Source organism: Chryseobacterium shigense (genome assembly GCF_900156575.1).
Taxonomy (GTDB): Bacteria; Bacteroidota; Bacteroidia; order Flavobacteriales; family Weeksellaceae; genus Chryseobacterium; species Chryseobacterium shigense.
The window spans coordinates 40,563-66,296 of sequence record NZ_FTNY01000009.1 but is presented as its reverse complement, the minus strand read 5'-3'; the positions used below and the strand labels follow the sequence as shown (position 1 = coordinate 66,296).

Here is a 25,734-nt window from a genome sequence, read left to right as displayed (position 1 = left end):
GTGTTATTCTGTAGGTGATTCTATTTTTTCAGGATGTAGCTATGATCTTCTTTATGCACTTCCAGCCCAAGTATAAATGCGAGTGCTTCCATATTTTCATCGGCTGTACCTCCGGTAAAGTCGGCTGTGATTTTCTTCTCAGCTGTTTCTTTGGGATATACAATCTTGATATTGTAATTCACCTGCATTACCTCTGCTACTTCTCTGAATGAAACATCGTTGAAGCTTAATGAGACCAGTTCAGATTTCTGTTTCCCTGATTTATTTTCCGGAGTGAGTGACAGAACTGCTGCCGTATGGGCTATTCCGAAATTGGTCCACTTCTGATTAGGCTTCAGATAAGAAACTTCTGTTCCTGCTGAGGATACAGCCACTTTTCCTTCGTAAAGCTGTACAGACTTATCTTTCCCGGACTGGGAGATTTTAAAAACAGTTCCCAATACTTTGGTACTGAAACCGTCTGCACGTACTATAAATGGATGAATTTTTGATTTTGCCACGGAAAAAATGGCATCTCCTTTTAAATCCACAATTCTCGTGGAAGCAGGGAATGACTGGTCTACCGTAAGTTCTGCCCCTTTCAGTAAGGTAATTACAGAACCGTCTGCCAGATGGACTTTTCGGTTTCCGTTTTCTGCTGTGTAAGTATCCGGCTTAAAGAAAGTAGTATAGGTAAGGATTCCTCCAACTGATAACAGAAGTATCACGGCAGCGGCAACGGTATAAGCATATTTTTTTAATGGATAGATCGGGGTCGTTTTTACCGGCTTGATAAAATAAAGTTCCACCGCAGACAAGACTCTTTCTTTAGATTCTTTCATATGGATCTCATCAAGATCCCTTTCTGACTGGTTTTTCCATTGACTCAATAATTCATCTTCCTTTTCTGAGATTTTTTCTTCGGAAACTTCCCTCTGCCAGAGCTTAAAAACGAAGGCGGCAGTATTTTTATATTTTTGGCTTTTCATAAAATATTTCATGGTATTCACAGATACTTCTATCTATAAGACTGTGAAAATGAAAAACTTCCCCAGGCGGTTCTTAATATTGTATTCATATTAAAACCAGCTTGTTAATAATTTTAAGCCATTTATCTATTTTCTCAACATTTGATTCACATTTAAGGGATATTTTTCAGAAATAATTAATCTTAGGATCCCCAAAGTTCATAAAAAGTTAATTTTCCTTTAGGTAATTTTGCGGTAACAATATGAAACCAACAGACTCTACGATATTAAAGAAAATAAAATCAGGCGACCGCCCTGCATTCATGCTGCTTTATGAGCGGTATTGGGATAGTCTTTACCGTTTTGTTTTCATGAGAACGAGAGATAAAGAGATGTCTGAGGAACTGCTTCAGAACCTCTGGATCAAAATTCTTGAGGATACGGCTTCCATCCAGACGGACGAATCAGAAAGCGCAAAAGGATATCTGCTAAGATATCTTCATTACAGGATTATCGATCATTATAACAGCTCTAAAAAGATACCGTCTACCATTAGTATAGACGAATTTGATCCTTCCGGAGAAATGGATATCTCTGATACGGAATATTTTGAAATCCTTGAAGAAAATGACATCTCTTCTTTGTTATCCATGATTGATGAGGTGGTTTCCCAACTTCCAACCACGGAACAGAGTGTATACGATATGAGAATCAGAAGAAATATGTCTGTAGATGAAACGGCAGAAGCTTTGGGCATCAGCAACAAAACGGTAAGTAATAAATTAAGCAAAGCTTTAGGGGAAATACGGGATCAGCTGAACCCGGAATACCAGTCTTCTAAAAAACTGGTATCAATCCTGATACTGATGGAACTTTTGACGAAATATTAAACAGAGCGGCTATTCATAAACCACATAATTTACCTTATCAACTCCTGTGTTACCGGACTTCTCATGATAAGCATATACCGTAAGTTCATAATTTCCGGGTGTATTTAACAGGTCACTTCCTTCAAACAGATTGGTAGAGACCAGCGATAAGGTGACATCTTTAAGATATTGACCGTCTTTTTTAAGGATTCCTTTGACTTCAATTTCGTCGGAATTCCAGACGCCGTTTTTATCAATAATACAGCCGCACATCATCACAATATTAGCCTGAAACGGAAAAGGTTTTCCTTTAATGGAATGCAAAGAAATATACTGATGGGTTCTTGGTTTCAATACATCAATAATAAATCCAGGAATTTCCAAAATGATCCCGTCACCCAGAATATGTTTTCCGGGAATCAGCCAGAGCTCAGTACTCACGGTAGCTTGCGCCTGCCTGTTGCTAAGAGGTGAGATCACTTCTATGTTTACCAATGTGGGCTCAGCAATATCTATTGATGCCAGAAAGCCTGCTGTTTGTTGATCCGTGATAGAAGTTGTCCTTGTTTTAGTTCCTTTCATGATCAAATCTGTATTTCCTGTACTTCCGGTCGTGTTTCCTTCTGCTAAAATCTGTCGGTTTATTTTGTTTCGGACAATTATATGGGCTCCTCCCAAAGAACTTCCTATGAACTTTGCATCTCTTGCTTTTGCCCTGATCATGATTTTAGTCTCTGCCGCAGAAACTGTGGCCCATGAGATAAGAAAAGCTACAATAAAAATAAGTGTTCTCATACAATTTTTGTTTTTAAGTATTCTTTTTTAAATCTGTCATGAAAAGAGTCGTCTTTCAATCGGGTATCTATACTGTCCAGATAAGTCAGAATTCCCAGATCATCGGAAAGAACCTGCAAAATGGCTTTCTCACAACTGTCCCAGACCTGCTCCAGCTGCGGAAGCATTTTGACTGCCTTTTCTGTAAGTGAGACCATCTGTTTCCGCTTGTCTGTGCTGTGTTTTTTAATTACCAGATACTCTTTATCCGCCATTTTTTTTACCATCGCGACGACCGAAGGATGGGAATATCCCAAAGGCTCTGCAATATCTACAATCGCCATTTCTTTATTTTTTTGAAGCAGCATAAAAACAAGATACCAGTTGGGCTCTATATCAATATTGATTTCTTTGTAAAATTTCCTCACATCATGAGACATCCGGTCGCTTATTCTCTTCAACCTGCTGTCCAATGCTTTATATCCCAATTCTCTAATAAAATCCTGATTCATTTCCTACTTATTTAATGCCAAACTTACAAATATAAAGTCAACTATATAGTTAACATTATATTTATTTTAAAAAAAATTTTGATTAATTTATTCAGGTACAATCGAAGTTGAAAAAGTCTGACGAATAAACTCTATCCTTACTTAATATTGAAATCAGGCCGTAAAATTTTAAGAATTTAATTTATTTAAAGCATTCCTCCTATATTCTTTAGGTGTCATGTTTCTGTATTTCTTAAAAAGCTTAGACAGATGGCTTTCGTCACTGAACTGAAGCTCATATGCGATTTCACTGAGCCGGACACTGCTGTATTTCAGATAAGTTTCCACCAGTTTCAGACGGTAGTCCAGAAGATAATCCTGGTAAGAAATGCCTGTATGCTGCTTGAAATATTCCCCGAAATAATTTCTGGAAATCCCGAAATGGTCTGCTATTGCATGAATTCTGGTCTTTTCTTTATCTTTTATATGTTCCTGTATATAGGTGATGATCTTCATGACAGAGAAAGCCTTTCTGTTTTGTTGCAGATCGGAAGTTTCACTTTCAATGATATTTCTGGCCATAAGATTCAATAGAATAGAAATACAGTTTCGGATGATCAGATAATCCTCCGTTTTATTTTTATACTCCCTTGCAATCTGTACAATAAGGACCTCTGCAAACCGTTCATCCTCTTTATTTCGGAAAACACATCCGGCCCGTGCATGGTAATTATTGCTGATGTACTGCAGTTTGTGGAGGTTTTCGCAACTTTCTATGCGGTCGGCTTCCAGCCTTATTTTATCAATAAATTCGATGGGGCATTGTATGACAACCAATTCTGCATTCTCACTTTTAAATTGATACAGCTGATTTTGGGGAATGATAAAAAGCTTAGATTCTTTAAAAGTAATGGTCCGTTCATCATAGGTAAGCGTTCCATGCCCATTCATAACATAAACGAGTGAAAGAAAGGTTTTGGTTTTAAGATCAATTTCCTCTTTATCAAGCTTGATTTCCTTTACAACAATACGCTCAACGGGTAACAACTTCATGTTTCGGTACTTATTTTTCCTCCAAAAGTACAATTTTACAGGTACAATAAACGGTTAATTTTGCAAAAAAAAACATGAACATTTATCCTAAACGATGGCAGGCTCTTGGTTATCTTACTGCCGGAGCTTTTCTTTCCCCACTGGATTATTTTATTGTCAACATGGCGCTTCCTTCCCTTAAAAAGGCTTTCAATGCAAGTGATCATCAGCTCCAGATGGTGGTTGCGATTTACGGACTTACTTATGCAGCACTTGTGGTCTGTGGAGGCCGTTTAGGAGATCTTTATGGGCGGAAGAGAATATTTACCGCCGGATTGTATCTCTTTTTATTGTCCTCGGTTGCCTGTGCTCTTTCTCCGGATATTAACTTTCTTATCGTTGCCCGGCTGTTTCAGGGAATTGGTGCTTCTTTTCTGGCTCCTCAGGTTCTGGCATCTGTCAGGGTATTGTTTAACAGCAGCGAGCAACCGAAAGCCGTCAGTATATTCAGTTCTGTTTTCGGTCTGGCTTCCGTGGCGGGACAATTGCTGGGTGGATTTCTGCTCAATCTTCATTGGACAAACTTTTCCTGGGAACTGGTATTTCTGGTGAATGTCCCTGTTACCCTGCTCTGTATCGTTGGTATTCATTTTACCATGGACAATAACCGGGAGGAACAAAAACAAAATATTGATTTTACAGGGGCGTTACTGCTCATCACTTCATTGCTGATGATCATTTGCCCCATTATTTTTGGAAGAAAATACGATTGGGCCTGGTGGATTTTTGCGGTCCTCTTCGCAGGGATTTTATTATTGATCGTATTTTACAGATATGAAGTTCAATCACTTGAAAAAAACAAGCCGATACTGATAGATCCCGGTCTTTTGCAGCAGCCTCCCTTTGTTCTATGCCTTATCATCTTCTTCTTTTATAATTTTACATCGGGACTGTTTATCTGTTATCCTTACTATCTGCAGCAGTTTTTGCACTGGAATCCGGTAGAAACAGGTCTTGCTATTATTCCGTACGGACTCGCCTTTTTTCTCGGACCGCTGCTTGTTTCAAGGATAAAGCTGTCTTCATCTATTCTGATCTCTATAGGTTTGAGTCTTTTGATCATTGGATTCACCCTTACTTCATTATTCATTTTTCTTGATGAAAAGCCTTCAATACTCCTGAATATCAGTTTGTTTTTGGCAGGATTGGGTCATGGGGTGATCATGCCCGTGATGATGCGGAAAACAATTGGCCTGATTGATAAAGAAAAAGCAGGCCAGGCCTCAGGTCTGATCAGCATCAGTATACAAATAGGCAGTGTAACCGGGGGTACGATTATCGGAACTGTATTTTTCAGTACTTTATCAATGATTGGGTTTCCAAAAGCTTTTGCTCTGGCCGTTTTCTTAATAGCAGCGGCTCAGATCGCCGGAATCTTTATCAATAAAAAACTGGTGAAATACAACAAAAACTAAATTTCACTACTCATTCAATCAAAACATTATATATTTAAACCTATGAATAACGACGAAAAAATCATTCAAGAAATTAAGGAATTTCACAAAGATATCGAAGCCTGGTTTCGGGGAAAAGAAGATCAGGACAGTCTTTATAAAAAGCTTCTGTCTGGTTTTAATTCAGATTTTAAAATGATCAGCGGTAACAATAATACAATTACGTTAGCTGCATTTTCAGAATGGCTCCCGGGAGCTTATGGTCAATTTCCCGACCGAAGTATTGTTCTTGACAATATAGAGGTTCAATCTACAGAAAGTCATGGACTTGCCTCCTATGTTGAGATTCAGACCACAGGCGATTCGGTAACGCACCGCCGATCTTCAGCAGTCTTTGTGATTCATCAGGATAGGGCATTGTGGCTGCACCTCATTGAGAAGTGGATATGATCATGGAACCTGGAATGACTATTTTTCAAAAAATAAAAGTGTGATTCTTTTTACAGATATTTAACGACAAGATCTTTTATCTTTTATCTTTTATCTTTTATCTTTTATCCTTTATCTAAGTAATTTTATACACACACCGCTGCCCGCCGGACAAAATATGATTCACCCTTTCTACCTGATACGCTTTACCGATGAGGTTTTGGAAATTGGATAGTTCGGCCCGGCAAAATCCCTGACATTCTGCGGCAGCGGCACAGATTGGACAATGATTTTCGATAAGGAAATACGCACCATCTTCTTTCGTCCATTCCGCCATGTATCCTTCTTCACTGCGGACTTTTACCAATACGTCCAGACGTTGCTCAAGTGATTCTGCATTGACTAAAGCTTTTTCATACCGTTGATAAGTTGTTTTCTCCCTGTCATTGATCAGCAGGTCCAATGCATTATCTCCCAGAAGATTTTTTACAGAGCGCAGAATCTGTACCGTGACATCAGCATGGGAATCCGGAAACTGGGATAATCCTTTTTCTGTAAGGGTATAATAGGTAGATGGGCGCCCTACCCCTTCACTTTTCGAAACAGATGTGATCAGCCCTTCTTCGGCCAGGTTCAGTAAATGCTTCCGCGCACCCTCTTTTGTAATAGAGAGTTCTTTAGCGATCAAAAGTGAGGTGGCCTCTCCTCTCATCTTTAAAAACATCAGGATACGGTCTGCTGCCGGTTTCTTCATTTGGCAATATTTATGTTGTTTTATTTCCTACAACAAATATAGTCATTTTCTATAATTTCCAATTTTAATGATTAATTCAGTAGTAATCAGATTATTAATGAATATCTCATTGATCAAATAAAACAACCATAAAGTTGTTTTATTAAAATATATGATTACCTTTGAAACACATTAATCAAAAAAAATAAAATAATGAACTCATTGACACTACCTCAGCTTCCTTATGCTTATGATGCACTGGAACCCTTTATAGATAAAGAAACAATGACCATTCATCATCAGCGTCATCATCAGGCGTATGTAGACAATTTGAATGCAGCTTTACAGTCAGCCGGAGAAACTTCTACCGATCTGGATTCCATTCTTCAAAGGATCAGTGAATACAGCCCGGCGGTCAGAAACAATGGTGGCGGACACTTCAACCATTCTCTGTTTTGGGAGATTCTTTCTCCACAGCCGAAATTAAATCCTGAAGGAAAACTGGCAGAAGCCATCAATACCAGTTTTGGCAGTCTTGAAGATTTTAAAGCTGAAATGAAAAAAGCCGGTCTCGGACAGTTCGGTTCCGGATGGGTCTGGTTATTGGTCAAATTCAGTGGTTCACTGGCGATCACTTCAACAGCGAATCAGGACAATCCGATGATGGATACCCAATCGGTCAACAGAGGTTTTCCCATCCTTGGAATAGACGTCTGGGAGCACGCTTATTACCTGGCTTATCAGAATAAAAGAGCAGATTACCTCGATTCATTCTGGTCAGTTCTGGATTGGTCAGCCGTAGAAAAAAAATACGAAGAAGCCTTATCAAAAATCAGATAGTCTATTAAAACATTGATTAAAAATCAATTATGAACCAGAAAATTTTCATCAATAAAGCAGAAGCTTCAGGAATTATTGCGCTTGATCTTTTAAACTATAAACCTACTACAGAGATCGTTGAGCTGGATATCAAAGACCATCTTTTTATGGGACTGATTGTGAAGGAGAAGGAGTTTAAAGAATCAATTGCTGCCGTGGATTTTTCTGTATACAATGAAAAAGCTGTCGCTATTGTGTGCTCTGTGGATGCTATTATTCCGCCCTGGGCATTGATGATGCTTATGGAGAAATTAGCTCCTTATGTTGTCTATGCCGATTTAAATAATGCTGAAACGGTCCTTCTCGATCTCTGGAAGCGTCGTCTCATGTATGCCGATTTAAAATGTTTTAAAGATCAGAAAGTTGTGGTCAGGGCAAGAGCAGATCATGATCCCGCTTTGTATTTATTAGCGGCCGGGCTTCTTAAACCTTTAGTTAAAAGCCTCATGTATGGTGAAATAGGCTTACCGAAAGTTATTTTTAAAAGTTAAAACAATGAAAGCAATAATATTCAATGGCTCCCTAGAAAGAAGGTCGGAGTCAACATCGGGGAAAATTTCACAATACTTTGCAGAAAGAGTTGAAAAATCAGGATTTGAAACGGAGATCTTTAGCCTGGCAGATTCGGGGATTCCTCTTTTTGATGTGACTCTTACAAAAACACCGTTAGCTGTAGAACGGATGACACAGCTATTTCTGGAGGCTGACATTCATTTCTGGCTTGCCCCGTTGTATCACGGAAGCATTCCCGGAGTGATGAAAAACTGTCTGGACTGGCTTGAAGTGACCTCCGGCCATTATCAGCCGTACCTGACGGATAAAATGATTGGCCTTGTATGCTGGGCAGATGGTCTTCATGCCATGCAGGGGATTCATACGATGGATGCTGTAGCCAAATCTCTTCGGGCCTGGCCGGTACCTTTCAGTGTTCCTGTGATCAGAACCGCATTGTTTGATCATGAAGACCCAACAAAAATATCTTCCCTTTACTCTGATAAATTCGATAAACTGATCAGTATTGCTACCACAAAAAGGATCGTAAAAGGACACTAAAATGATTAAACAACCGGAATCAACAATTGACTGATGATCATGAAGGAAGAAATTATAATTACGGTAAAGGATCAGGATGGAAATATCCATGAGCTGATCTGTCCACTGGAAATGGGGCTAAGCCTGAAAGACATGTGTAAAGCTTATGAGCTGCCTATGGAAGCGATGTGTGGAGGAATGGCGATGTGTGCTACCTGTCACTGTTATATTTTGAATGAAACTTCGGTGCTGCCGGAAAAAGGAGATGTTGAAGAGGCTCTTCTATCTGAACTCTTTACGACTCTGCCTTCCAGCAGGCTGGCTTGCCAAATTCAGCTGACGGCAGCAATGGATGGTCTATCTATAGAAATTGCACACGATTAATTCCCAAAAAATAAAAAAAAGCTGCCTGAGTGATGAACCGATCAATGCTGGCAGCCCAATGTTTTTTTCATTTAAGTTATGTTTAGACGGAGGGATTTCCGAAACCATCAAAGGTTGAAAGAAATCCCTTTTTTGAATCAAATTTCTCAAACTACAATAAGTATGGCTATTACAATAACAGATGACTGCATCAACTGTGGAGCGTGTGAACCTGAATGCCCTAATTCAGCAATCTATGAAGGCGCTGTTGACTGGCGCTGGCAGGATAAAACCAAGCTTTCCGGCAAGGTTATTTTTCCGGATGGGACTGAGGCTGATGCCGGAGCGTATCAACAGGCTTATGCTGATGATGTATATTATATTGTTCCCGGAAAATGCACGGAATGTAAAGGTTTCCATGAAGAACCTCAATGTAAAACCGTATGTCCTGTAGACTGTTGTGTGGACGATCCGGAACATCGGGAAACTGATGATATTTTATTCGGACGGCAGGAGTTTTTACACACTTAAGTGATCTTGGTTTTTAAACAGTACTCCATCAAATATTTTGCAAAAACGATCACAAATTGGTCTCCAAAATCTTTGAGAATATTTTGCTGATGGTTAAAATTAGAAGAGGCGGATTAAAAATCCGCCTCTTCTGTAAAATTTTTGTTCTGGCTTTTCCAAAAACTATTTTGCTTTTACCTCGTTATACATCTTCTGGGTAAATGGAGTTTCCAGCCCCAGTTCTTTCCCGAAATTCAAAACAGCACCGCCCAATAGTTCGAGTTCGTTGTTTTCTTTTGCGGAATTAACATCCAGTTGCAGAGAGGTAGGCGTTTCAAAAGGAAATGCAGACGCTTTTTCAAATGTTTTTTCAATAATATCTTCGTCTAAAGTGATCCCTTTCTTGTCAGCAATCATTTTTATTTCTTTCATGATTTCTGAGGCTTCGTGTTTTTGTTCATCATTATCACATACCGTTCCGATGGAAGAATTATGTTTGGCCGTTACCAATCCGAAACTGGCGATGAAAATATATTTGGTCCAGATGTCTGTCAGAGAATTATCTTTAAACTCAAAGTCAATTTTACTTTCTTTCAGCAGATCTGCAATCCAGTCCACTTCAGCAGAGAAATGCTGAGGGTCTCTGCCTGCAATCATTTTTCCCGCCTTTCCTTTATGCCCTACAATACCTTTTTCCTTGATATGGGAAGCGACATACAGACAGGTGGGAAGTATAACGTTATCAGGAATTATTTTTCTGATTCTTTCATAAATATCGGCACCGTTCATCATGGGAAGCAGCACGGTTTCAGTGCTGATCACCTCTTTGAGCTGTCTGCAAATGTTTTCAAGATCATATTCTTTGACACAGATCAATACTACGTCTGCATTTTTCACATCGCTGATATTCTGCTCTACAGCATCGGGGCGCGTATGATCCACAGGATGTTCGGGTGAGATAAGAACCAGTCCGTTTTCTTTTACCTTGTGATACGTTTCTCCTCTTGCTACGAAACTGACTTTATATTTTTGGGAGGACTCATTTTCCTGGTTGATTTTAAAACCGAAATATCCGCCTACTCCACCCAATCCAACCACAACAACGTGCTTCTTAGTCATAAATTTATTTTTTAACAAAGATGAGATTGAAATTCGATACTATCACTTGACAAATGCGAAGAAATTAGCTGTAAGATTTCAGAGACCAGACCTGAGACTTTTATTGATGTTAGATTCGAGATTCGAGAGCCAAAATGCAAGGCTCAGATTTCAGACTAAGGTTGAGGCAAAGGTTTAGACTGCGATTAAGAATATTTTACACCACGAACCAGCTACCGGTAGCAACAATTTAATTAGCAATGTTATTTTAACCCATAACTCAATACCACTTGTATCTCAAAACCCAAAAACACTCCAACTCTCAAACAATTACGGTTACATTTTATTAATATCCCTTCTGATACGGCTCAATGAACTGTCTTTGATTCCTAAGTAGGACGCAATAATTTTCAAAGGAACGTGCTGGAAAATTTCCGGATGCTTTTTCATCAGATTACAATATCTCGTAGAAGCTTTCTGGCTGGCCATTTCTATCAGCCGGTCGTGAATGCTGTAGTAATTAAGAACAAAAAGAAGCCTGCTGAACTCCCTGAATTCAGGAATATTATGAAAATTGTGCTGTACATTGTCTAGTCCTGTTTCCCAAAAAGAACAGGCCGTTATGGTTTGGTAGGTTTCCTTGGCGGGCTGCTGTCTGAAGAAGGACAGAAAGTCATTGACAAAACAGGGGGCGACATAAATATTAGTCGTGATTTCTTCATTGTCCTCATTCAGAATAAAGGAACGGACGTAGCCTTTTTCCAGAAAAAAAGTTCTGGTACTGACCTCATCTTTATGCAAGACAATTTCGTTCGCTTTGAGCTCGAAGGAACTAAAGGTTTCTGTGATTTTTCCAACTACCTCTTCTTTGATGTCAAATAAAGAATGGAAGTAGTGATTAATTGAAGACTTATTCATGATCATAAAAGGGTCGCAACGAGAATCAAAATTAAGGAAAATCCCGAACACTTTCCTTTATTAATCGGTTTTATCAATAATGACCATCGAAACAATATGCGCAACCGCTTAAAAAAAATGAAGAGATTTGTATTGTTAAACAATTTATCATTTCAAAAATCATCTATATTGAAAACCCAGCCCGTCATTGCAGTTCTTTTCCCCGGAGATATGGGAACCCAGATAGCCAAAGCACTTATACACCATAACTTTAAAGTCATCACTGCGGGAGAAGGAAGGTCGGTGCGAACTTTAGATAATATACGAAATTCAGGAATTACCGATACGCATTCTCTTCAGAATACTGTTGAGCAGGCGGATGTTATTCTTTCGCTTACCAGCCCGGAAGGAAGCCTGACAATGGCGGAACGTATCATTTCATGTTTGAAAACAACCCCCAACCGTCCTCTTTATGTGGATTTAAATTCTAATACTCCTGCCCTTTCATTATCCATGGAAGAATTATTTTCGGACCTGGATGTTCCTTTTGTCAACGGAGCAGTAATGGGAGCTTCCAAGGATGTTCCAGACCATGCTGTTTTGGTTGTGAGTGGTAGATACAGACCTCTTTTTATTAAGTTGTTCTCACCCGTTTTTAAAATTAAGGATGCAGGGGAAAAAACAGAGGCGGCATCAGCATACAAACTTTTGTTTTCGATGGTAAATAAAGGGATGAATGCTCTTTTCTTTGAAACCATGACCGCAGCAGCTCATTTCGGAATTCTGGATGAACTGAATGAAAGTCTTCAGGAATTTCTTCCCGGAACTTATCAGGATCTCATAAAAACAACCCCCACCTATCCGCAGCACATTTTGAGAAGAATTGATGAAATGAAAGGTCTTGCCGATATGCTGAAAAGTGAAAACCTCCCTCATATCATCGCTTCCGGAACCGCTGAAACCTTTGAAAGAGTTTCAAAGTCTGGTATTTTTGAGAATGAAAACCCTGAAGGAGTTATAGAAACCTTACAGAATTTTAAAAAACTATCTGATAAAAAGTAATCAGCGATTTCAATTGATCTAAAATGAATAACAAGTAAAAAAGGAGATCAAGTTCACTTATTTTATCATATTATACCTGAATGTTCGCCTTGGTTATAATTAATTCAGAGCCTCCGTGTTTAAAATTCTTCCCAGCCTTCATTTTGCGGATCATACTTTGCAAATTCCCCGGTATCGGTAAATTCAGAGGCCGTCATTCCTACTTCAAAGATGGAGCTTTCACTCAAACTTGCATTGAAATAAAGGCCTTTATCTGTTAGTAAAGCACTTCCAAAATCTTCATCAGGATGATTGAAATGAAGTCCTGTCTCATCTTCACTTACCAAGTTGTATTTGTATTTTAACAGACGTTCTTTTAATCCTGAAACCTGCCCCTGTGTGAAGGGAATAAGATTTTCTTCACGATCAAAAAAGCTGTCGTCATCGGCGGCTTTCTCTTTTTCTTTCGTTTCAGTACTGAATATCTGGATATTATAGCTCATGAGGGAATGGTATTATAAGTTGGCCAATATAATACTTTTATTGATCCAAAACTTGTCATCCTAAAGAAAGTGGCAAAAACTGTTAAAATACAGCCACCCAACCAGGTCAATCATTAGCATTAATTTATATCTTGTCAGGAAATATCGGGTATGAGGAAGATTCATCATCTTAACTGCGTAAAAATCGTTACGCCTTTCAATAATAATGTAACCGGACACTGTCTTTTAATCGAAGAAGATGCGGGCCTTGTGCTGATTGATACAGGATTGGGAATACAGGACATTGAACATCCGGACGACCGCCTTGGAAACGAGTTGATAAAAGCAGTAGGATTCCAGCTCGATCATCAATTAACAGCTTTTCATCAGATGAAAACACTGGGATTAGATCCTTCTCGGGTAAAGCACTGTGTCATAAGCCATCTGGATCCTGATCATACAGGCGGACTGGCCGATTTTCCTAATGCGAAGGTGCATGTTTCCAAAGAAGAGCTGATGAATTTCAACAGCGGAAATCCCCGCTACCTACCCCAGCATCTGGACCATCATCCTGAAATAGAAGTTTATGGTGTTTCAACTGAGATTTGGTTTGGAATGGAAGCCAGAAGAGTCCCTACTGATTTTGAAACTGAAATACTGTTGATTCCTTTATTTGGACATACTGCAGGACATTGCGGAGTAGCCATACGTTGGGAAGAAAAGTGGATACTTTATGTAGGAGATGCGTATTATATCCGAGCAGAACTGGAAGATGACAATCATCCGGCAGGACATCTTGCGGAGGCTAGAGCAGATCATAATACGTTACGTCTTGAATCGATGGAAAAGATAAAAAAACTGATCAAGGATCATCCTGAAATCAAAATTTTCGGTTATCATGATCACACAGAATTTTCCGGCTGGTAAGAATCTTCACTTCCCTGATCAGGATCTCTTTATTGATTGGCAGTGATGACCCTTTTATAAGTATTAAGGCGGTCTGTTTCTTTGTACATATTGCAGAGAATCAATAATTCATCTGTATGATATTCCGCAGCTTTTTCCCCGAGTCTCGCTGAGATATTTCCGGGAGTGTCTGCAATGATATGGCCGAGGATCTTAAAGAATTCTTCCTCATCTTCACTTCCCAATATTCTCTGTTCAATGGTTTCTGCGGGCAGAAGTGCTTCCGGCGACTGAATATGTCTTGCCTGCAAAAACTGATAAGCCATCCCATAGGCATTATGTTGAGCTGATTTCAAATCTTCTGCTACGGATACGGCAACGGCCACTTGCAGTGAAGGCGCCGGACTGTATTGATTTCTGTCAAATTTGCTTAAATACGTTTCGGTGCTTTCAGTTGCATGATCATTTCTCATAAAATCGGCATACGAATAGCCTAAGCCATGTTGAGCCGCTTCCGTGGCAGATTGAACTCCGGAGCCTAGCCAAAGGATTTCAGGAAGGTGAATGAGATTTGTAGGTTGGGCAATAAGTCCTTCGTAGATTCCTTTTTCTTCTTTGATGTATCGGATGATCTCTTCCAATTTCGTTTCCTGGCTGGCTAAAATTACAGGTCTGTGATTATTCAGTGCGGATACTGCATCTTTTAATCCTCCGGGAGCTTTCCCTAGACCAAGAATAAAACGTCCGGGGTAAAGACTTTCCAGCATTTTGGCCCATTCTGCGATCTTGTAGGCTGAATAATTTTTCATCATGATTCCTCCGGTTCCTACTTTGATGCGCAGGGTTTTGCTTAACACAACGGCAGACAGAATTTCAGGACTTGAACTTCCATAGGCTTCCACTCCATGATGTTCCGAATAAACCACCCTATGAAACCCTGCTTTATCAGCAAATACAGCAAGATCAATACTGTTATTCAATGCCTGTAAAGCACTTCCTCCCTCAATGGCCGGAGACTGATCCAGAATGCCTAATTTCAATTTCATACCAGTAATTTTACCTTAGTGTAAAACTAAAATAATTTATTGAGCTAAAGAGCTATATTTTTTGATGTGAGCGCTTTAATTCTTTCTTTTCTATCTTCAGGATCAATATTTTGCAGATATTAGGCAGCCTCAGCATAGCGCTGGGTTTCATTAAAAATTTAAATAGGTTTTAATGAAACCTTATCATCTTAAGGAATCCTCGTGATCTCATAACAATTTTTTGTAATTTTCTCTTTTGAAATATAAGATTACATTTTTATGGAACACGAATTCTACTGTCAATTCATTAAGCCGGATCCGTCACTGGATCTCTTCGTAGAAAATATCGGAATGTTTCATAACCCTTCTGACAAAGCAAAAGAAGTTGTTGTCATGCCGGATGGAAGAGTTGATCTGTTTTTCATGCAAAATGGAAAGGATGATCCTTTCGCCACTTTTCTCATCGGATTGGAAACTGAACCTGAGCAGAGAACCATTCCATCCGGCACCCTTGCCTTTGTCGTCAGCTTCCGACCTTTAGCCGTTGAATATATTCTGCATACTTCTATTGCAGACCTTCTGAATACAGCACGGGCTCTTCCTGATGATTTTTGGAATCTTTCCGTTAATGACCTTACCCATCTTGACCTATTTGCTAAAAAAATAACACAAAAAATAACGCAACTTTTGCCTGAAACAGTTGATGAAAGAAAACGAAAGCTTTTCGACCTCATCTACTCCTCCAACGGCGAGATGAGCGTGAAGGAACTCTCAGAACGCACAGGCTGGAGCAGCAGGCAGATCAACCGCTACTTCAATCAGCAGTTCGGACTTTCTCTAAAGGCCTATTGCACTATTCTCCGTTTCAGAGAATCATTGAAGCATATCGCAGAGGGCCAATTATTTCCCGAGCTTAATTTTACGGATCAGACTCATTTCATCAAAGAAATAAAAAAATTTTCAGGCGTTCCTCCGAAAGAATTATCCCAAAATAAAAATGACCGATTTATACTATTATCAGTATTGAAACAAAAATAATTTTGCATCAGTAAAATAAATTACGATGTTAACAGATCATCAATCGATAGCAATAATAGGGGGCGGTCCCGGAGGACTGACACTGGCAAGACTTTTACAACTTCGTCACGCAGAGGTAAAAGTATATGAAAGAGATTTTAATCAATATGCAAGAGTACAGGGGTCTCCTCTTGATATGCATGAAGGATCGGGCATGGATGCATTGCGGGCTGCAGATCTGCTGGATGAGTTTAAAAAGAATTACCGTCCCGGTGCAGACAAGACCCTCATCGTTAATGAACAGGCAGTGATCGTATACAGTGATCATGAAACAAAACCTGATGAAGATTTCGGGAATGAACATTTCCGTCCTGAAATAGACCGTGGCCCGTTGAGAAATATGCTGCTGGACTCTTTAGCGCCTGAAACTGTAGTCTGGGACCGCCATTTTATTTCGATGGAAGCCCAAAACAGCGGCTGGCTGCTTCATTTTAAAAACGGATCTTCGGCTTACGCAGATATTGTGATTGCCGCAGATGGAGCCAACTCAAAGATCCGGTCTTATCTTACTGATCTGAAACCAATCTATTCCGGAATTTTAATGCTTGAAGGGAATGTTTCCAACGCCGAAAAAACAGCTCCTCATATCAAAGAACTGATCAGAGACGGTAAAATCATGGCGTTTGGAAATGACAAAAACCTTCTTATGGGCCAGAAAGGAAGTGGTGATCTTGGATTTTATGCCAGTTTCAGGACCGATGAAAACTGGGCAACGAAGAGTGGTCTGGATTTTTCTGACCGAAAACAGATCCTGGAGTGGTTTAAAAAAGAATATTCTGAATGGAGTACGATCTGGTATGAGCTGTTTGAAAATGCCACTGTTCCTTTTATTCCCCGTCCCATTTATTCTATGCCTTTGGATCAGGGATGGGAAACTCAGCCTCATCTGACTTTGCTGGGTGATGCCGCTCATGTAATGCCTCCTTTTGCCGGAGAAGGTGCCAATATGGCGATGCTTGATGCTCTGGAACTCAGCCAATGTCTCACTTCTGACCGTTTCAGCACCCTTCATGAAGCAATTTCCCATTATGAAACTCAGATGCGCCAAAGAGCGGCCAAAGCCACTAAAGAGTCTTTGGAAAATGGGGATAAGATGCATTCTGAAACAGCTTTAGCCACTATGCTTGAATTTTTCAGCAGTCATTAAGTTTCACAGAAAAATAAACTTAAGGTCTTTGTTGACTAGATCGTTTCATCTGAAAAAGTACAGGATATAAGCGTGAGACTCTAACTGAGCTGAAAGTTATGGAATATAAGAGTTAGAGATTTAAAGTTGCTGGTCATCATCTGTTAGTTAAATACAATTGCCGATTCTTAATGATACAATTAATACATTATCAGCTGATGACCGGACTCTTACAAGTTAAAATTAATCATTCATTTACAAAACAAAATTTACCATTGCCCTCTTCTCACATCCATCTCAATCTTACCTAAAAGTCTCACGTCTGAAATCTTATGTCTTATGTCTTAGTATGCCGAAAGATCCAGTTCATCAAAATCTTTAATTTCTGAGAGGGTCAGGAGTTTTCTTGTCTTCAGTTTTTTCCATGAATCTTTAAATACTTCATCGCCACTTTCTGCTTCTTCATTGACGTTGGTTTTATCAAGCTGTTTTCCGGTTAGGAAATTAATGCTGGTTGTACTGTTGACTCTTGGACCTGTATTTGAGCTGTCATCATATCCGATCAGATCAAAATCTGAACTTCCATACCTGAAGGTGTAGGTCCAATAGCCATATCGGCCATGAGCATAATGAATATACAGTTTTCCCTTTTCGGCATAAACATCCAGTTCAGGGGCATAATACACCCCCTCCTTCCTCATTTTCTGAGGAAAAACAGCTGTAGTTTCTGGATGCCAGCTCATAGCCGTTATTTTTCTTAAAAAGAATGATCAGGCCCCGACGGTTACGGTCAAGTTTTCCTCTGTATTCGTCGGTAATGATATTACTGGGATCTACTTTTTTAATGATGAGAATACAATCTTCTGCTCCGTCATTGTTTAGATCTCCAAAAGACTTTTCAAAAACCGTATACCCTTCCGGTACAAAGTCTGCGGGATCTTTTTTAGTTTCAATCACAGGTTCAGCTTTTTCTGCCTCTATAACTCCTGAAGTGCCAGTGGTATTCTTTTCCTTTACTATCTGCTTTTTTTCTTCTTTTGAACAGCTACAGACCAGAATAAGAAGTAAGACAAGCCCATTAAATGTAAGGAAGCGCATTTTTTTCATAAGTAATCAGGTTAATCCATACGGGAAAAACTCAAATGTAAGCATTTCAGAAAATTCGGACAAAATATCTTTGTGAATCAGCTCAATCTAAATCCTGCCCTGAATTCCAAGGGAGCCATTCTTGTTTTCTTTTTAAATAAAGTACTGAAAGACTGGGCATGCTCGAATCCCAAACTGTAGGCAATTTCACCGACTGACAATTCAGTGGCGGAAAGTTTTTCTTTAGCCTTGGTGATCAATTTTTCATGAATGTGCTGCTGGGTATTCATTCCTGTGTGGAACCGTAAAAGATCGCTTAAATAATTAGGAGAAAGATGCATGGCGTCTGCAATAAGATGAACGGTTAAAAGTCCTTTTTCTGAAGACTGTTCCCGATCATAATAATCATTTACAAATTTTTCAAATCTGGCCAGCAGTTGTTGATTGTTGCTTTTCCGGGTAATGAACTGCCGCTCGTAGAAACGGTTGGAATAATTAAGCAAAAGATCAATCTGCGACAGAATAATTTCCTGGGTATGTTTGTCGATATGTTGACATTCCTTATCTATTTTATGAAATATTTCAATAAGGTTCGTTTCTTCATCTTCAGACAAATGCAAAGCTTCATTTACAGCATATGAAAAGAATCCATAACCGGAAATAATATGAGCTAAAGGATGTTTTAATATAAAATCTTCATGAAAGATGAGCAGATATCCCGCCCCACATTCCACAGTATGAAGGTCAAGATACTGCACCTGGTTGGGTGCAGTAAAACTCAGAACTCCTTTGTCATAATCATAGTGCTGCTGACCATATCGTATTTTGCCTGTTGCCTCTCTTTTTAAAGCGACACAGTAAAATCTGTTCACAAAACCCTTCCATACTTCGTCCTCCAGAAATACACTTTCGGATAAATTGATGACGCTTACGAGCGGATGTTTGGGCTCAGGTAATGACAGTAACCGGTGAAAAGCGGAAACAGACTGGATGGTATTCATAGCTTGCGATTTAAAGATTAATCCAAGAGTCCCATGCTGAACTCATCGTACGGAGCACCCGTATCAGTTCCTAAAGGTACAATACTTTCCAGTTTTAAAAGGTCAGCTTCCTGTAAATGAATTTTGGTGGCATCAATATTCTGTTCAACATATTTTCTGCGTTTGGTTCCGGGAATCGGAACGATGCCTTTACTGATGATCCAGGCCAGCGCCAGTTGTGAAGACGTTACGTTCTTTTCTTCAGCCATGCTTTCAATAGCTTTCACCAGCTCAATATTTTTATCAAAATAGGCTTCCTGAAAACGGGGAATCGCTCTTCGGAAGTCATTCTCCGGCAGGTCATTGATGGAACGGATCTGACCTGATAAAAATCCTCTTCCCAGCGGTGAATAAGCAACAAAACCAATTCCCAGCTCCTTCAGTGTTGCCAGAACTCCTTTTTCTTCTGCTGTTCTTTCAAATAAAGAATATTCACTCTGTACAGCGGTTACAGGATGTACAGTATTGGCCCTTCTTACTGTTTCGGAAGATACTTCTGATAAACCGATGTACCCTACTTTTCCTTCTTTGACCAGATCACTCATCGCACCCACGGTTTCTTCAACCGGGGTATTTTTATCAAGGCGGTGCATATAGTAAAGATCGATATAGTCCGTTTTTAAATTTTTAAGGGATCTCTCTACTGCTTTTTTTACATAGTCTTTGGTCCCGTTGATCGCCCAGGTCACCTTATCATGATCATCTATTTCCCATCCGAATTTTGTTGCAATGATATATTGATCCCGGCTATTCCCTATAGCTTTGGCGATCAGCTGTTCATTTTTAAAAGGTCCGTAAAGATCCGCAGTATCGAGAAAGTTACCTCCCAGTTCCAGGGAACGGTGGATGGTAGCAATGACTTCTTTTTCATCTGCTTCGCCATACATATGAGCATCTTCAAAACCTGTCATTCCCATGCATCCCAAACCTATATTGGGGATGATCAAGCCCTGGCTTCCTAATTTTATCTGATTCAAATTCATATCGTTGATTTTTATAGGTACAAAATTCAGAAGAAATGATGAAGCCGGTGTATGCAGAATGATGAATGTTGTATGCAAATCACGGAATTGTATTTTTCGCAGGATAACCGCCCATATTCAAGTAAAAATGATATCAAGACCATGAGAAAAGCTGATCATTTAAAATGAAAAGAATATTCTGATGAAAAGTTTTACATATATTTGAAATCAGACGGAAGTGCTGTTGAACTCCGTGATACAACTTTGTATTCTAACGATAAAAAAATAGACATGAAAAAAGTAACAGGAATTGGAGGTATCCTTTTCAAATCAAAAGATCCCGGTGCCATGAATGAATGGTATAAAACTCATTTGGGTCTTGAAACGAGCCCATACGGAACAAGTTTCGAGTGGCGCGAAAGTGAAGACCCCACCAAAAAAGGACTGACGCAGTGGGCTCCTTTTGCTGAAAATACACAATATTTTGAACCTTCATCCAAAGATTTTATGATCAATTACAGAGTGGAAAATCTGGAGGCATTGGTAGAGGAGCTAAAAAAGGAAAACGTTACAATTCTGGACGAAATTGAAACCTATGATTATGGAAAGTTCCTTCATATTCTGGATCTTGAAGGAAACAAGATTCAGCTGTGGGAACCGATTGGATAGAAAGTTAAAAAATAGAAAGAGCCCGGAATATCCGGGCTCTTTCCTCACAAACGGTACCATGAAAACTGATTTCCATCTCAGAACAGATCAATGATCTGCCTTTGAATGTAAAGCATCTCATTATTGATATTACCACACATCACACCTTTCATCGCTTGATCTGATTATCAGTGCATCCGGATCGTAAGAATTTTTTTAAGAGAATAAAACTATTACTTTCCTGCCAAAATCATATAAAAATAACATACTATTCAGATACTTCCAGAAATTAGAATACTGAATTACAAATAATTAAATTTCAATTATTTTTTTTCCTTTATTTAACATCATTTGATCATTTCCGGAATAAAAACATAGTATTCTCATGAAATAGAATGAAATAAATGAAAATATCATTAGACTTTACCTTTTGAATGAAAACCATCATTAAGCAAAAAAACAGGAACCCCAAAAACCCTGTGAAATAAAAAGCTGCCTGACAAAGCCGGGCAGCTATTCCTAATTTTTACTAACGAACACTATTGAAACATTATCTTTTTCAAAGTTCCTCTATAAAAAATTTACCAGCAAAAATTCGCCTTCTACTTATATACTACTTCGAATATGAAGTATTTAACTCCTAAAAAGTAAAAAAATGATTGATCCGATGTAGTAATTCATCAAATCATCACATCATTATGGAAGGCACAATCTAACCACAGCTTTAAAGCTCTAAAAATCAAAAACATACACAATAACAAGCCAGCTCAACCTTGATTTTTAATATTAAATAGAAATTGATAAATATTGAAAAAATCACGATGTAGTACCTGTGTAGTAGAACGTTTCTTCTCATCTTCTTATAAAAAGTCCAAATTTGAAACTATAAACCACAATTGGTGAAATCGGATTTTCAGTGATGATGGAAAAAAAAATTTCGAGGGCTGTCTGATATGATCAGGCAGTTTTTTTGTTTACAAATGTCTTGTGTTTTGAAAGGTCGGAATACCCTCAACATATCAGATAAGGCTGTCAAAAAACTGATAGGTATCTGTCTCCGTTGGAATATTCAGTTTTTTCCGGAGCCTGTATTTTTTTTGCTGGATAGACCTGGGCTGTACAAAAGTGTAGTTGGCAATCTCCTTGGAAGTAAAATGCAGTTTCAGCATGGCGCAAAACACCAGATCGGAATTTTCAAGATCCGGATTGACGCCCAGTACCTTTTCAATAAAGCCGGGATAAGCCTTCTTAAAAATATCTAAAAACGAGGCATCATTTTTTCTTGCGAGCTCCATCACTTTTTCCTGGCTGGTATTGTATATTTTATTTTCCAGCTCTTTCGTTTCATCTCTAAGCTGTTTTTTTCTGTTTCTCAGCTTTTTTATGATTTTCCAAGCATAGATTCCAAAGAGGACGAAAACCAATGTAGAAACAATGATCATCATCAGAATATTATTTCGATGATTTTTCGCATCTCTTTCCGTTGCTACAATAAACTTGTTCATGTCATCATTGATCGCTTCCAGCAAAGCAGTATCGGACCTGCTCCTCTCATAGGTGTAGGCTTGTAAATACCTGAGGGCTTTTTCTTTATTCCCTTTACGTTCATACAGCGATTTAAGATCTGTATAAATGTATTGGGTATATTGGGCAAAGACAAATTTTGTTTTATTATTGATTTCCAATGCTTTTAACAATGCTTTTTCTGCTTTATCGTACTGCCTGGTGATCAAATAGTATTCTCCCAGAACCGTATTGGCATTAAGAGCCACCCCATCCGTTATTCCTTGCCTGTTGCATGATTCCGCAATAGCAGACAGATAAATCCGGGCTGAGTCCATATTTTTGAATCCATATAAATAAAGATCTCCGATCGCACATTCTGTTCTTCCCGAATGGTCTAATTTTCCGGCTTTACGAAAATAGTCGAGCGCCGGAGCATACTGCTTTTTACGGTAAAAATAATCGCCCCGCTTATAGTAAATCTTAAAGAGAACATCATTCCGGAAAGGAGATTCTTTGGTATTCTCTATATAATTCATCGCTAATGTATTGTACTCAAAAGACTTGTCCAGCCTTTTAAGATAGACTTGAAAATTACCGTAATCATTATTGAATTTGGCTTTATGGATATTATTTTTTGAATCCTTGAGTATTTTGTTTGCTTTACTAAAAAAGAACTCTGCTCTCTTATAATTTTCCAGAGGCATATTGACATTGGCTAAGTTCAGAAAGCATAATGCTTTTCCTTCACTATATCCTATTTTTTCTGCTTTTTCATAATACCTTTTGTTTAGTTTTACGAGAGAATCGTAATCGCCGGAAAGACGGAATTTTTCATTTTGCGTGAGTAAAGGAGAATCAAAATCATTTTCATACTTATTATGAAAATCATTTGTACATGAAGTCAAAATCAAGAGCAAAATGAAGATAAAACAGCGTATCATGTACGTTTTATATTATATTAATTTATATATTTTTCAATGTGAATGAACATTTCAAAGCCTGCTGCTAAATATAAGGCTTATTTATAAATTCATTCATTGGAGTTTTTTCCTACAAGATCAAAGAATTCATAGATATCCTGATCTCCTTCTATATTCAGTTTTTTTCTTATCCTATACTTTTTCTGCTGAATGGATTTATGCTGAACAAAGGTGTAATCTGCAATTTCTTTAGAGGTAAAATGAAGTTTCAATAAGGCACAAAAGGCCAGCTCAGAGTTCTCAAGATCCGGATTGATGATCAGCAGATTTTTGATAAATTCAGGATTCAGTTCTTTAAATTTCATCAGAAATGAAGAATCATTTTTTTGGGCCAGCTCCATGACTTCCAGAAGTTTCTTTTCATAGACGTGGCTTTTCAAAGTATTCGTTTCTGTTTTTAGGCTTTTTTTCTTCTGCTTTAAAAGCTGTATTTCTTTCCGGGCATATAATCCGGATACAGAGAGGGTTACAAAAGAGAGTATTCCCAGGATCCATAAATCATTTTTCCTTTGATCCGCTTCTTTTTTGGCTTCTGATATAAAACGGTCTGTTGTTTTATTGATCGCTGCAAATCGGGATTCATTTAGTCTGTTATCTTCCTGCAGGTACCTGGATAAATAGTCGTATGATTTTTCATCATCTTTTTTCATCGTATACACTTCTGATAAAGCTTTATAGATGTCTTTTATCTGGAAAGAATAGGTCAGTCGGGTTTTGACACTCATCTCCAATGCTTTTTTCAACATTTTTTCGGCCTCGTTACTGTGCCTGATTTCCTTATTGTAGTATCCTATCGTATAGTAAATCCATAATTTTTCAATATCTGGTGTTTTCTGACGATTCATCATCTGTTCTGCTCGCAAAGCATAGATTCCTGCTGAGTCCAGCCCGTCGGTATAGAGGTAATACTGGGCAATCATACAGGTAGAATAAGCTGATTGTTCTAAAGCATTTCCTTTATGAAAATTTTTCAATGAATTTCCCAGCTGGCCTTTCCATGCAAAATAGGTTCCTCTGTTGGTATAAATTCTTGGGAGAAGCTTTTTTTTAAGATCGGAATCCGGCGCTTTTTTTAAAGCATACAATGCTGAATCACTATAAATGATGGCCTTATTATACTGTTTAAGATGGGAATAATAGTGGGCATAGCTGTCATAAAATTTGGCTCGGTGAAAGCTGTTTTCTGAATGTTTAAGACTTTCTCCTGCTTTATCTAAAAGGAGGTGTGCTCTTTCGTAGTTTCCTTCTGTAGAATTCACATTGGCAATATTAAGAAGACAAAGCCCTCTACCTTCTTCATATCCTAACTTTTCTGCTTTTTTAAAATAGGCTCCGTTGAGTTGAACAAGGGCTTCAAAATTACCTGAAGAATTCAATTCATTACTCTGCTCGATCAAAGGCTGATCAAAATCTTTTGTATGACTATAAGGAGAAGTCTGAGTGCATGAAACAATAATAAATAATATAACCATCCGTAGAATACGGACTATCAACTTTTTCATAATACGATGGTGTTCATATATAATTTATCGGTTATTTCCTGTGGTGTATATTGATTTTTGTATGCTGCCTGTAAGTTTTTACTGAACAGGATTAATCAACATTGAATATATTAACGAAATAGTTGTTAGTTTGTTATAAATATACACAAATTACACGATTAAGTTGAATAAAGAACAGAAAAACAGTTCATCCCTTAGAAACATTCTTCTTAATGGTCTTAACTGAAAAAGGCATGAATTCATTTCATTAAAAAGAATGGTTTTATTTCAAAAATATTTTCGCAATTTTAATAATTATAACGAAAAATACTAATTCAAATTTTATTTTATATGAATATTGACTACCGTATTCTCATGCCTCATGAAAGCAGAAATTACAGGATCATCAGGCTTGAAAGTCTGGAAAAATTTCCTGAATCCTTTGGAGCGGATTATCAGGAAGCCCTGAAAATTGAAAAATTCCGGCTGGAAAGTGATATCGACGAACAGAATCATAACAGATTCGTCCTTGGAGCATTTACGAATGAAGACCTGGTTGGAATCTGCGCTTTTGTGATGGATGAAAATGGTCAAGGTCATATCTATCAGATGTACATCAAAGAAAATTTCCAGGGGAAAAATATAGGTTTTGGACTTATTCAGGCGGTTATTGAAGAGGCTCAGAAAAGATTTAAGGGCATCGATATTTTTCTGGAAGTAACCGATAAAAATGAAAAAGCATATCGTCTGTACAGAAAAATAGGATTTAAGGAAGTAACTGGCCAGGCAGGACAAAAAGAAGGCGATGGAAATACACAACTTTCTCTTAATACGAATGATTTTCTCCATCCATAAAATTGCATCTG

At 38.4% G+C, this 25,734-nt stretch carries 29 protein-coding genes; 14 read left to right on the top strand and 15 right to left on the bottom strand.

Annotation, left to right across the window (positions count from 1 at the left end; translation table 11 throughout):
* Window positions 1-20 precede the first annotated feature (20 nt).
* Window positions 21-968: a FecR family protein gene (locus tag BW964_RS21605; RefSeq protein WP_228432122.1), complete on the bottom strand. Its 948-nt coding sequence runs from the start codon at window positions 966-968 to the stop codon at window positions 21-23.
* A gap of 242 nt (window positions 969-1,210) precedes the next feature.
* Here BW964_RS21605 and BW964_RS21600 point away from each other — a divergent pair, with 242 nt between their 5' ends.
* Complete coding sequence (locus tag BW964_RS21600) at window positions 1,211-1,837, top strand: RNA polymerase sigma factor (RefSeq protein ID WP_076510570.1); 627 nt, start codon at window positions 1,211-1,213, stop codon at window positions 1,835-1,837.
* A 9-nt stretch (window positions 1,838-1,846) separates the two neighbouring features.
* Here the strand turns inward: BW964_RS21600 and BW964_RS21595 are convergent, their stop codons facing one another.
* The 3 genes from BW964_RS21595 to BW964_RS21585 form a co-directional block, all read right to left on the bottom strand.
* Complete coding sequence (locus tag BW964_RS21595; protein WP_076510568.1) at window positions 1,847-2,611, bottom strand: hypothetical protein; 765 nt, start codon at window positions 2,609-2,611, stop codon at window positions 1,847-1,849.
* A complete protein-coding gene (locus BW964_RS21590; RefSeq protein WP_076510567.1) occupies window positions 2,608-3,102 on the bottom strand; it encodes a MarR family winged helix-turn-helix transcriptional regulator in 495 nt (164 codons plus the stop codon). The genes BW964_RS21595 and BW964_RS21590 overlap by 4 nt, the downstream gene beginning before the upstream one ends.
* Before the next feature lie 168 nt (window positions 3,103-3,270).
* On the bottom strand, window positions 3,271-4,134 hold the full coding sequence (locus tag BW964_RS21585) for an AraC family transcriptional regulator (protein ID WP_076510565.1): 864 nt from the start codon (window positions 4,132-4,134) through the stop codon (window positions 3,271-3,273).
* 74 nt (window positions 4,135-4,208) lie between these two features.
* On the opposite strand from BW964_RS21585, the gene BW964_RS21580 reads away from it, so the two are divergent.
* Complete coding sequence (locus BW964_RS21580) at window positions 4,209-5,588, top strand: MFS transporter (protein ID WP_076510563.1); 1,380 nt, start codon at window positions 4,209-4,211, stop codon at window positions 5,586-5,588.
* 42 nt (window positions 5,589-5,630) lie between these two features.
* Entirely contained in the window at window positions 5,631-6,017 is a 387-nt protein-coding gene (locus BW964_RS21575) for a hypothetical protein (protein WP_076510559.1), read from the top strand.
* Between the two features lie 115 nt (window positions 6,018-6,132).
* Here the strand turns inward: BW964_RS21575 and BW964_RS21570 are convergent, their stop codons facing one another.
* Complete coding sequence (locus BW964_RS21570) at window positions 6,133-6,750, bottom strand: helix-turn-helix transcriptional regulator (RefSeq protein ID WP_076510556.1); 618 nt, start codon at window positions 6,748-6,750, stop codon at window positions 6,133-6,135.
* A 192-nt stretch (window positions 6,751-6,942) separates the two neighbouring features.
* Between BW964_RS21570 and BW964_RS21565 the strand changes: the two genes are divergently transcribed.
* The 5 genes from BW964_RS21565 to BW964_RS21545 all read left to right on the top strand — a co-directional run bounded on the left by BW964_RS21565 (window position 6,943) and on the right by BW964_RS21545 (window position 9,534).
* Window positions 6,943-7,569 (top strand): superoxide dismutase, encoded by a 627-nt coding sequence (locus BW964_RS21565; RefSeq protein ID WP_076510554.1) that lies wholly within the window; start codon window positions 6,943-6,945, stop codon window positions 7,567-7,569.
* Between the two features lie 29 nt (window positions 7,570-7,598).
* A complete protein-coding gene (locus tag BW964_RS21560) occupies window positions 7,599-8,099 on the top strand; it encodes a DUF2480 family protein (protein WP_076510552.1) in 501 nt (166 codons plus the stop codon).
* Window positions 8,100-8,103: 4 nt separating this feature from the next.
* Entirely contained in the window at window positions 8,104-8,661 is a 558-nt protein-coding gene (locus tag BW964_RS21555) for an NADPH-dependent FMN reductase (RefSeq protein WP_076510550.1), read from the top strand.
* Window positions 8,662-8,700: 39 nt separating this feature from the next.
* The gene (locus tag BW964_RS21550; RefSeq protein WP_076510601.1) at window positions 8,701-9,024 is read left to right on the top strand and encodes a 2Fe-2S iron-sulfur cluster-binding protein; all 324 of its coding nucleotides are present in this window, start codon (window positions 8,701-8,703) and stop codon (window positions 9,022-9,024) included.
* A gap of 162 nt (window positions 9,025-9,186) precedes the next feature.
* Complete coding sequence (locus BW964_RS21545; protein ID WP_076510548.1) at window positions 9,187-9,534, top strand: 4Fe-4S dicluster domain-containing protein; 348 nt, start codon at window positions 9,187-9,189, stop codon at window positions 9,532-9,534.
* Between the two features lie 162 nt (window positions 9,535-9,696).
* Here the strand turns inward: BW964_RS21545 and BW964_RS21540 are convergent, their stop codons facing one another.
* Window positions 9,697-10,632 (bottom strand): ketopantoate reductase family protein, encoded by a 936-nt coding sequence (locus BW964_RS21540; protein ID WP_076510546.1) that lies wholly within the window; start codon window positions 10,630-10,632, stop codon window positions 9,697-9,699.
* 315 nt (window positions 10,633-10,947) lie between these two features.
* Complete coding sequence (locus BW964_RS21535; protein ID WP_076510599.1) at window positions 10,948-11,529, bottom strand: Crp/Fnr family transcriptional regulator; 582 nt, start codon at window positions 11,527-11,529, stop codon at window positions 10,948-10,950.
* 117 nt (window positions 11,530-11,646) lie between these two features.
* On the opposite strand from BW964_RS21535, the gene BW964_RS21530 reads away from it, so the two are divergent.
* The gene (locus BW964_RS21530) at window positions 11,647-12,570 is read left to right on the top strand and encodes an NAD(P)-dependent oxidoreductase (RefSeq protein WP_165789206.1); all 924 of its coding nucleotides are present in this window, start codon (window positions 11,647-11,649) and stop codon (window positions 12,568-12,570) included.
* 119 nt (window positions 12,571-12,689) lie between these two features.
* On the opposite strand, the gene BW964_RS21525 is transcribed toward BW964_RS21530, so the two are convergent.
* Window positions 12,690-13,052, bottom strand: a complete 363-nt coding sequence (locus tag BW964_RS21525; protein WP_076510542.1) for a hypothetical protein — start codon at window positions 13,050-13,052, stop codon at window positions 12,690-12,692.
* A gap of 150 nt (window positions 13,053-13,202) precedes the next feature.
* Here BW964_RS21525 and BW964_RS21520 point away from each other — a divergent pair, with 150 nt between their 5' ends.
* Window positions 13,203-13,958, top strand: coding sequence for an MBL fold metallo-hydrolase (locus tag BW964_RS21520; RefSeq protein WP_076510540.1), 756 nt, complete (start codon window positions 13,203-13,205; stop codon window positions 13,956-13,958).
* Window positions 13,959-13,987: 29 nt separating this feature from the next.
* Here BW964_RS21520 and BW964_RS21515 read toward each other — a convergent pair whose 3' ends face one another.
* Window positions 13,988-14,983, bottom strand: coding sequence for an MsnO8 family LLM class oxidoreductase (locus BW964_RS21515; protein WP_076510537.1), 996 nt, complete (start codon window positions 14,981-14,983; stop codon window positions 13,988-13,990).
* Between the two features lie 258 nt (window positions 14,984-15,241).
* Between BW964_RS21515 and BW964_RS21510 the strand changes: the two genes are divergently transcribed.
* Both BW964_RS21510 and BW964_RS21505 read left to right on the top strand, forming a co-directional pair.
* Window positions 15,242-16,000, top strand: a complete 759-nt coding sequence (locus BW964_RS21510; RefSeq protein ID WP_076510534.1) for a helix-turn-helix domain-containing protein — start codon at window positions 15,242-15,244, stop codon at window positions 15,998-16,000.
* Between the two features lie 25 nt (window positions 16,001-16,025).
* Window positions 16,026-17,186, top strand: coding sequence for an FAD-dependent oxidoreductase (locus BW964_RS21505; protein WP_076510532.1), 1,161 nt, complete (start codon window positions 16,026-16,028; stop codon window positions 17,184-17,186).
* 323 nt (window positions 17,187-17,509) lie between these two features.
* Here BW964_RS21505 and BW964_RS22775 read toward each other — a convergent pair whose 3' ends face one another.
* The 4 genes from BW964_RS22775 to BW964_RS21490 form a co-directional block, all read right to left on the bottom strand.
* Entirely contained in the window at window positions 17,510-17,866 is a 357-nt protein-coding gene (locus BW964_RS22775; RefSeq protein WP_228432120.1) for a hypothetical protein, read from the bottom strand.
* Entirely contained in the window at window positions 17,835-18,272 is a 438-nt protein-coding gene (locus tag BW964_RS22770; RefSeq protein WP_228432118.1) for a hypothetical protein, read from the bottom strand. Before BW964_RS22770 ends, BW964_RS22775 begins: the two co-directional genes overlap by 32 nt.
* Window positions 18,273-18,349: 77 nt before the next feature.
* Window positions 18,350-19,252, bottom strand: coding sequence for a helix-turn-helix domain-containing protein (locus BW964_RS21495; RefSeq protein WP_076510530.1), 903 nt, complete (start codon window positions 19,250-19,252; stop codon window positions 18,350-18,352).
* Between the two features lie 17 nt (window positions 19,253-19,269).
* Entirely contained in the window at window positions 19,270-20,274 is a 1,005-nt protein-coding gene (locus tag BW964_RS21490; RefSeq protein WP_076510528.1) for an aldo/keto reductase, read from the bottom strand.
* A 270-nt stretch (window positions 20,275-20,544) separates the two neighbouring features.
* On the opposite strand from BW964_RS21490, the gene BW964_RS21485 reads away from it, so the two are divergent.
* On the top strand, window positions 20,545-20,922 hold the full coding sequence (locus BW964_RS21485) for a VOC family protein (RefSeq protein WP_076510597.1): 378 nt from the start codon (window positions 20,545-20,547) through the stop codon (window positions 20,920-20,922).
* A 998-nt stretch (window positions 20,923-21,920) separates the two neighbouring features.
* Here BW964_RS21485 and BW964_RS22245 read toward each other — a convergent pair.
* Complete coding sequence (locus BW964_RS22245; protein WP_123912009.1) at window positions 21,921-23,348, bottom strand: tetratricopeptide repeat protein; 1,428 nt, start codon at window positions 23,346-23,348, stop codon at window positions 21,921-21,923.
* Between the two features lie 89 nt (window positions 23,349-23,437).
* Complete coding sequence (locus BW964_RS22240) at window positions 23,438-24,889, bottom strand: tetratricopeptide repeat protein (RefSeq protein WP_123912008.1); 1,452 nt, start codon at window positions 24,887-24,889, stop codon at window positions 23,438-23,440.
* A gap of 330 nt (window positions 24,890-25,219) precedes the next feature.
* On the opposite strand from BW964_RS22240, the gene BW964_RS21465 reads away from it, so the two are divergent.
* On the top strand, window positions 25,220-25,723 hold the full coding sequence (locus BW964_RS21465) for a GNAT family N-acetyltransferase (protein WP_084176102.1): 504 nt from the start codon (window positions 25,220-25,222) through the stop codon (window positions 25,721-25,723).
* Window positions 25,724-25,734: the final 11 nt, after the last annotated feature.

Bases quoted from the DNA above. Each gene is read 5' to 3' on its own strand.
- BW964_RS21605 (WP_228432122.1), bottom strand. From the start codon at position 968: ATGAAAAGCCAAAAATATAAAAATACTGCCGCCTTCGTTTTTAAGCTC.
- BW964_RS21600 (WP_076510570.1), top strand. From the start codon at position 1,211: ATGAAACCAACAGACTCTACGATATTAAAGAAAATAAAATCAGGCGAC.
- BW964_RS21595 (WP_076510568.1), bottom strand. From the start codon at position 2,611: ATGAGAACACTTATTTTTATTGTAGCTTTTCTTATCTCATGGGCCACA.
- BW964_RS21590 (WP_076510567.1), bottom strand. From the start codon at position 3,102: ATGAATCAGGATTTTATTAGAGAATTGGGATATAAAGCATTGGACAGC.
- BW964_RS21585 (WP_076510565.1), bottom strand. From the start codon at position 4,134: ATGAAGTTGTTACCCGTTGAGCGTATTGTTGTAAAGGAAATCAAGCTT.
- BW964_RS21580 (WP_076510563.1), top strand. From the start codon at position 4,209: ATGAACATTTATCCTAAACGATGGCAGGCTCTTGGTTATCTTACTGCC.
- BW964_RS21575 (WP_076510559.1), top strand. From the start codon at position 5,631: ATGAATAACGACGAAAAAATCATTCAAGAAATTAAGGAATTTCACAAA.
- BW964_RS21570 (WP_076510556.1), bottom strand. From the start codon at position 6,750: ATGAAGAAACCGGCAGCAGACCGTATCCTGATGTTTTTAAAGATGAGA.
- BW964_RS21565 (WP_076510554.1), top strand. From the start codon at position 6,943: ATGAACTCATTGACACTACCTCAGCTTCCTTATGCTTATGATGCACTG.
- BW964_RS21560 (WP_076510552.1), top strand. From the start codon at position 7,599: ATGAACCAGAAAATTTTCATCAATAAAGCAGAAGCTTCAGGAATTATT.
- BW964_RS21555 (WP_076510550.1), top strand. From the start codon at position 8,104: ATGAAAGCAATAATATTCAATGGCTCCCTAGAAAGAAGGTCGGAGTCA.
- BW964_RS21550 (WP_076510601.1), top strand. From the start codon at position 8,701: ATGAAGGAAGAAATTATAATTACGGTAAAGGATCAGGATGGAAATATC.
- BW964_RS21545 (WP_076510548.1), top strand. From the start codon at position 9,187: ATGGCTATTACAATAACAGATGACTGCATCAACTGTGGAGCGTGTGAA.
- BW964_RS21540 (WP_076510546.1), bottom strand. From the start codon at position 10,632: ATGACTAAGAAGCACGTTGTTGTGGTTGGATTGGGTGGAGTAGGCGGA.
- BW964_RS21535 (WP_076510599.1), bottom strand. From the start codon at position 11,529: ATGAATAAGTCTTCAATTAATCACTACTTCCATTCTTTATTTGACATC.
- BW964_RS21530 (WP_165789206.1), top strand. From the start codon at position 11,647: ATGAAGAGATTTGTATTGTTAAACAATTTATCATTTCAAAAATCATCT.
- BW964_RS21525 (WP_076510542.1), bottom strand. From the start codon at position 13,052: ATGAGCTATAATATCCAGATATTCAGTACTGAAACGAAAGAAAAAGAG.
- BW964_RS21520 (WP_076510540.1), top strand. From the start codon at position 13,203: ATGAGGAAGATTCATCATCTTAACTGCGTAAAAATCGTTACGCCTTTC.
- BW964_RS21515 (WP_076510537.1), bottom strand. From the start codon at position 14,983: ATGAAATTGAAATTAGGCATTCTGGATCAGTCTCCGGCCATTGAGGGA.
- BW964_RS21510 (WP_076510534.1), top strand. From the start codon at position 15,242: ATGGAACACGAATTCTACTGTCAATTCATTAAGCCGGATCCGTCACTG.
- BW964_RS21505 (WP_076510532.1), top strand. From the start codon at position 16,026: ATGTTAACAGATCATCAATCGATAGCAATAATAGGGGGCGGTCCCGGA.
- BW964_RS22775 (WP_228432120.1), bottom strand. From the start codon at position 17,866: ATGAGGAAGGAGGGGGTGTATTATGCCCCTGAACTGGATGTTTATGCC.
- BW964_RS22770 (WP_228432118.1), bottom strand. From the start codon at position 18,272: ATGAAAAAAATGCGCTTCCTTACATTTAATGGGCTTGTCTTACTTCTT.
- BW964_RS21495 (WP_076510530.1), bottom strand. From the start codon at position 19,252: ATGAATACCATCCAGTCTGTTTCCGCTTTTCACCGGTTACTGTCATTA.
- BW964_RS21490 (WP_076510528.1), bottom strand. From the start codon at position 20,274: ATGAATTTGAATCAGATAAAATTAGGAAGCCAGGGCTTGATCATCCCC.
- BW964_RS21485 (WP_076510597.1), top strand. From the start codon at position 20,545: ATGAAAAAAGTAACAGGAATTGGAGGTATCCTTTTCAAATCAAAAGAT.
- BW964_RS22245 (WP_123912009.1), bottom strand. From the start codon at position 23,348: ATGATACGCTGTTTTATCTTCATTTTGCTCTTGATTTTGACTTCATGT.
- BW964_RS22240 (WP_123912008.1), bottom strand. From the start codon at position 24,889: ATGAAAAAGTTGATAGTCCGTATTCTACGGATGGTTATATTATTTATT.
- BW964_RS21465 (WP_084176102.1), top strand. From the start codon at position 25,220: ATGAATATTGACTACCGTATTCTCATGCCTCATGAAAGCAGAAATTAC.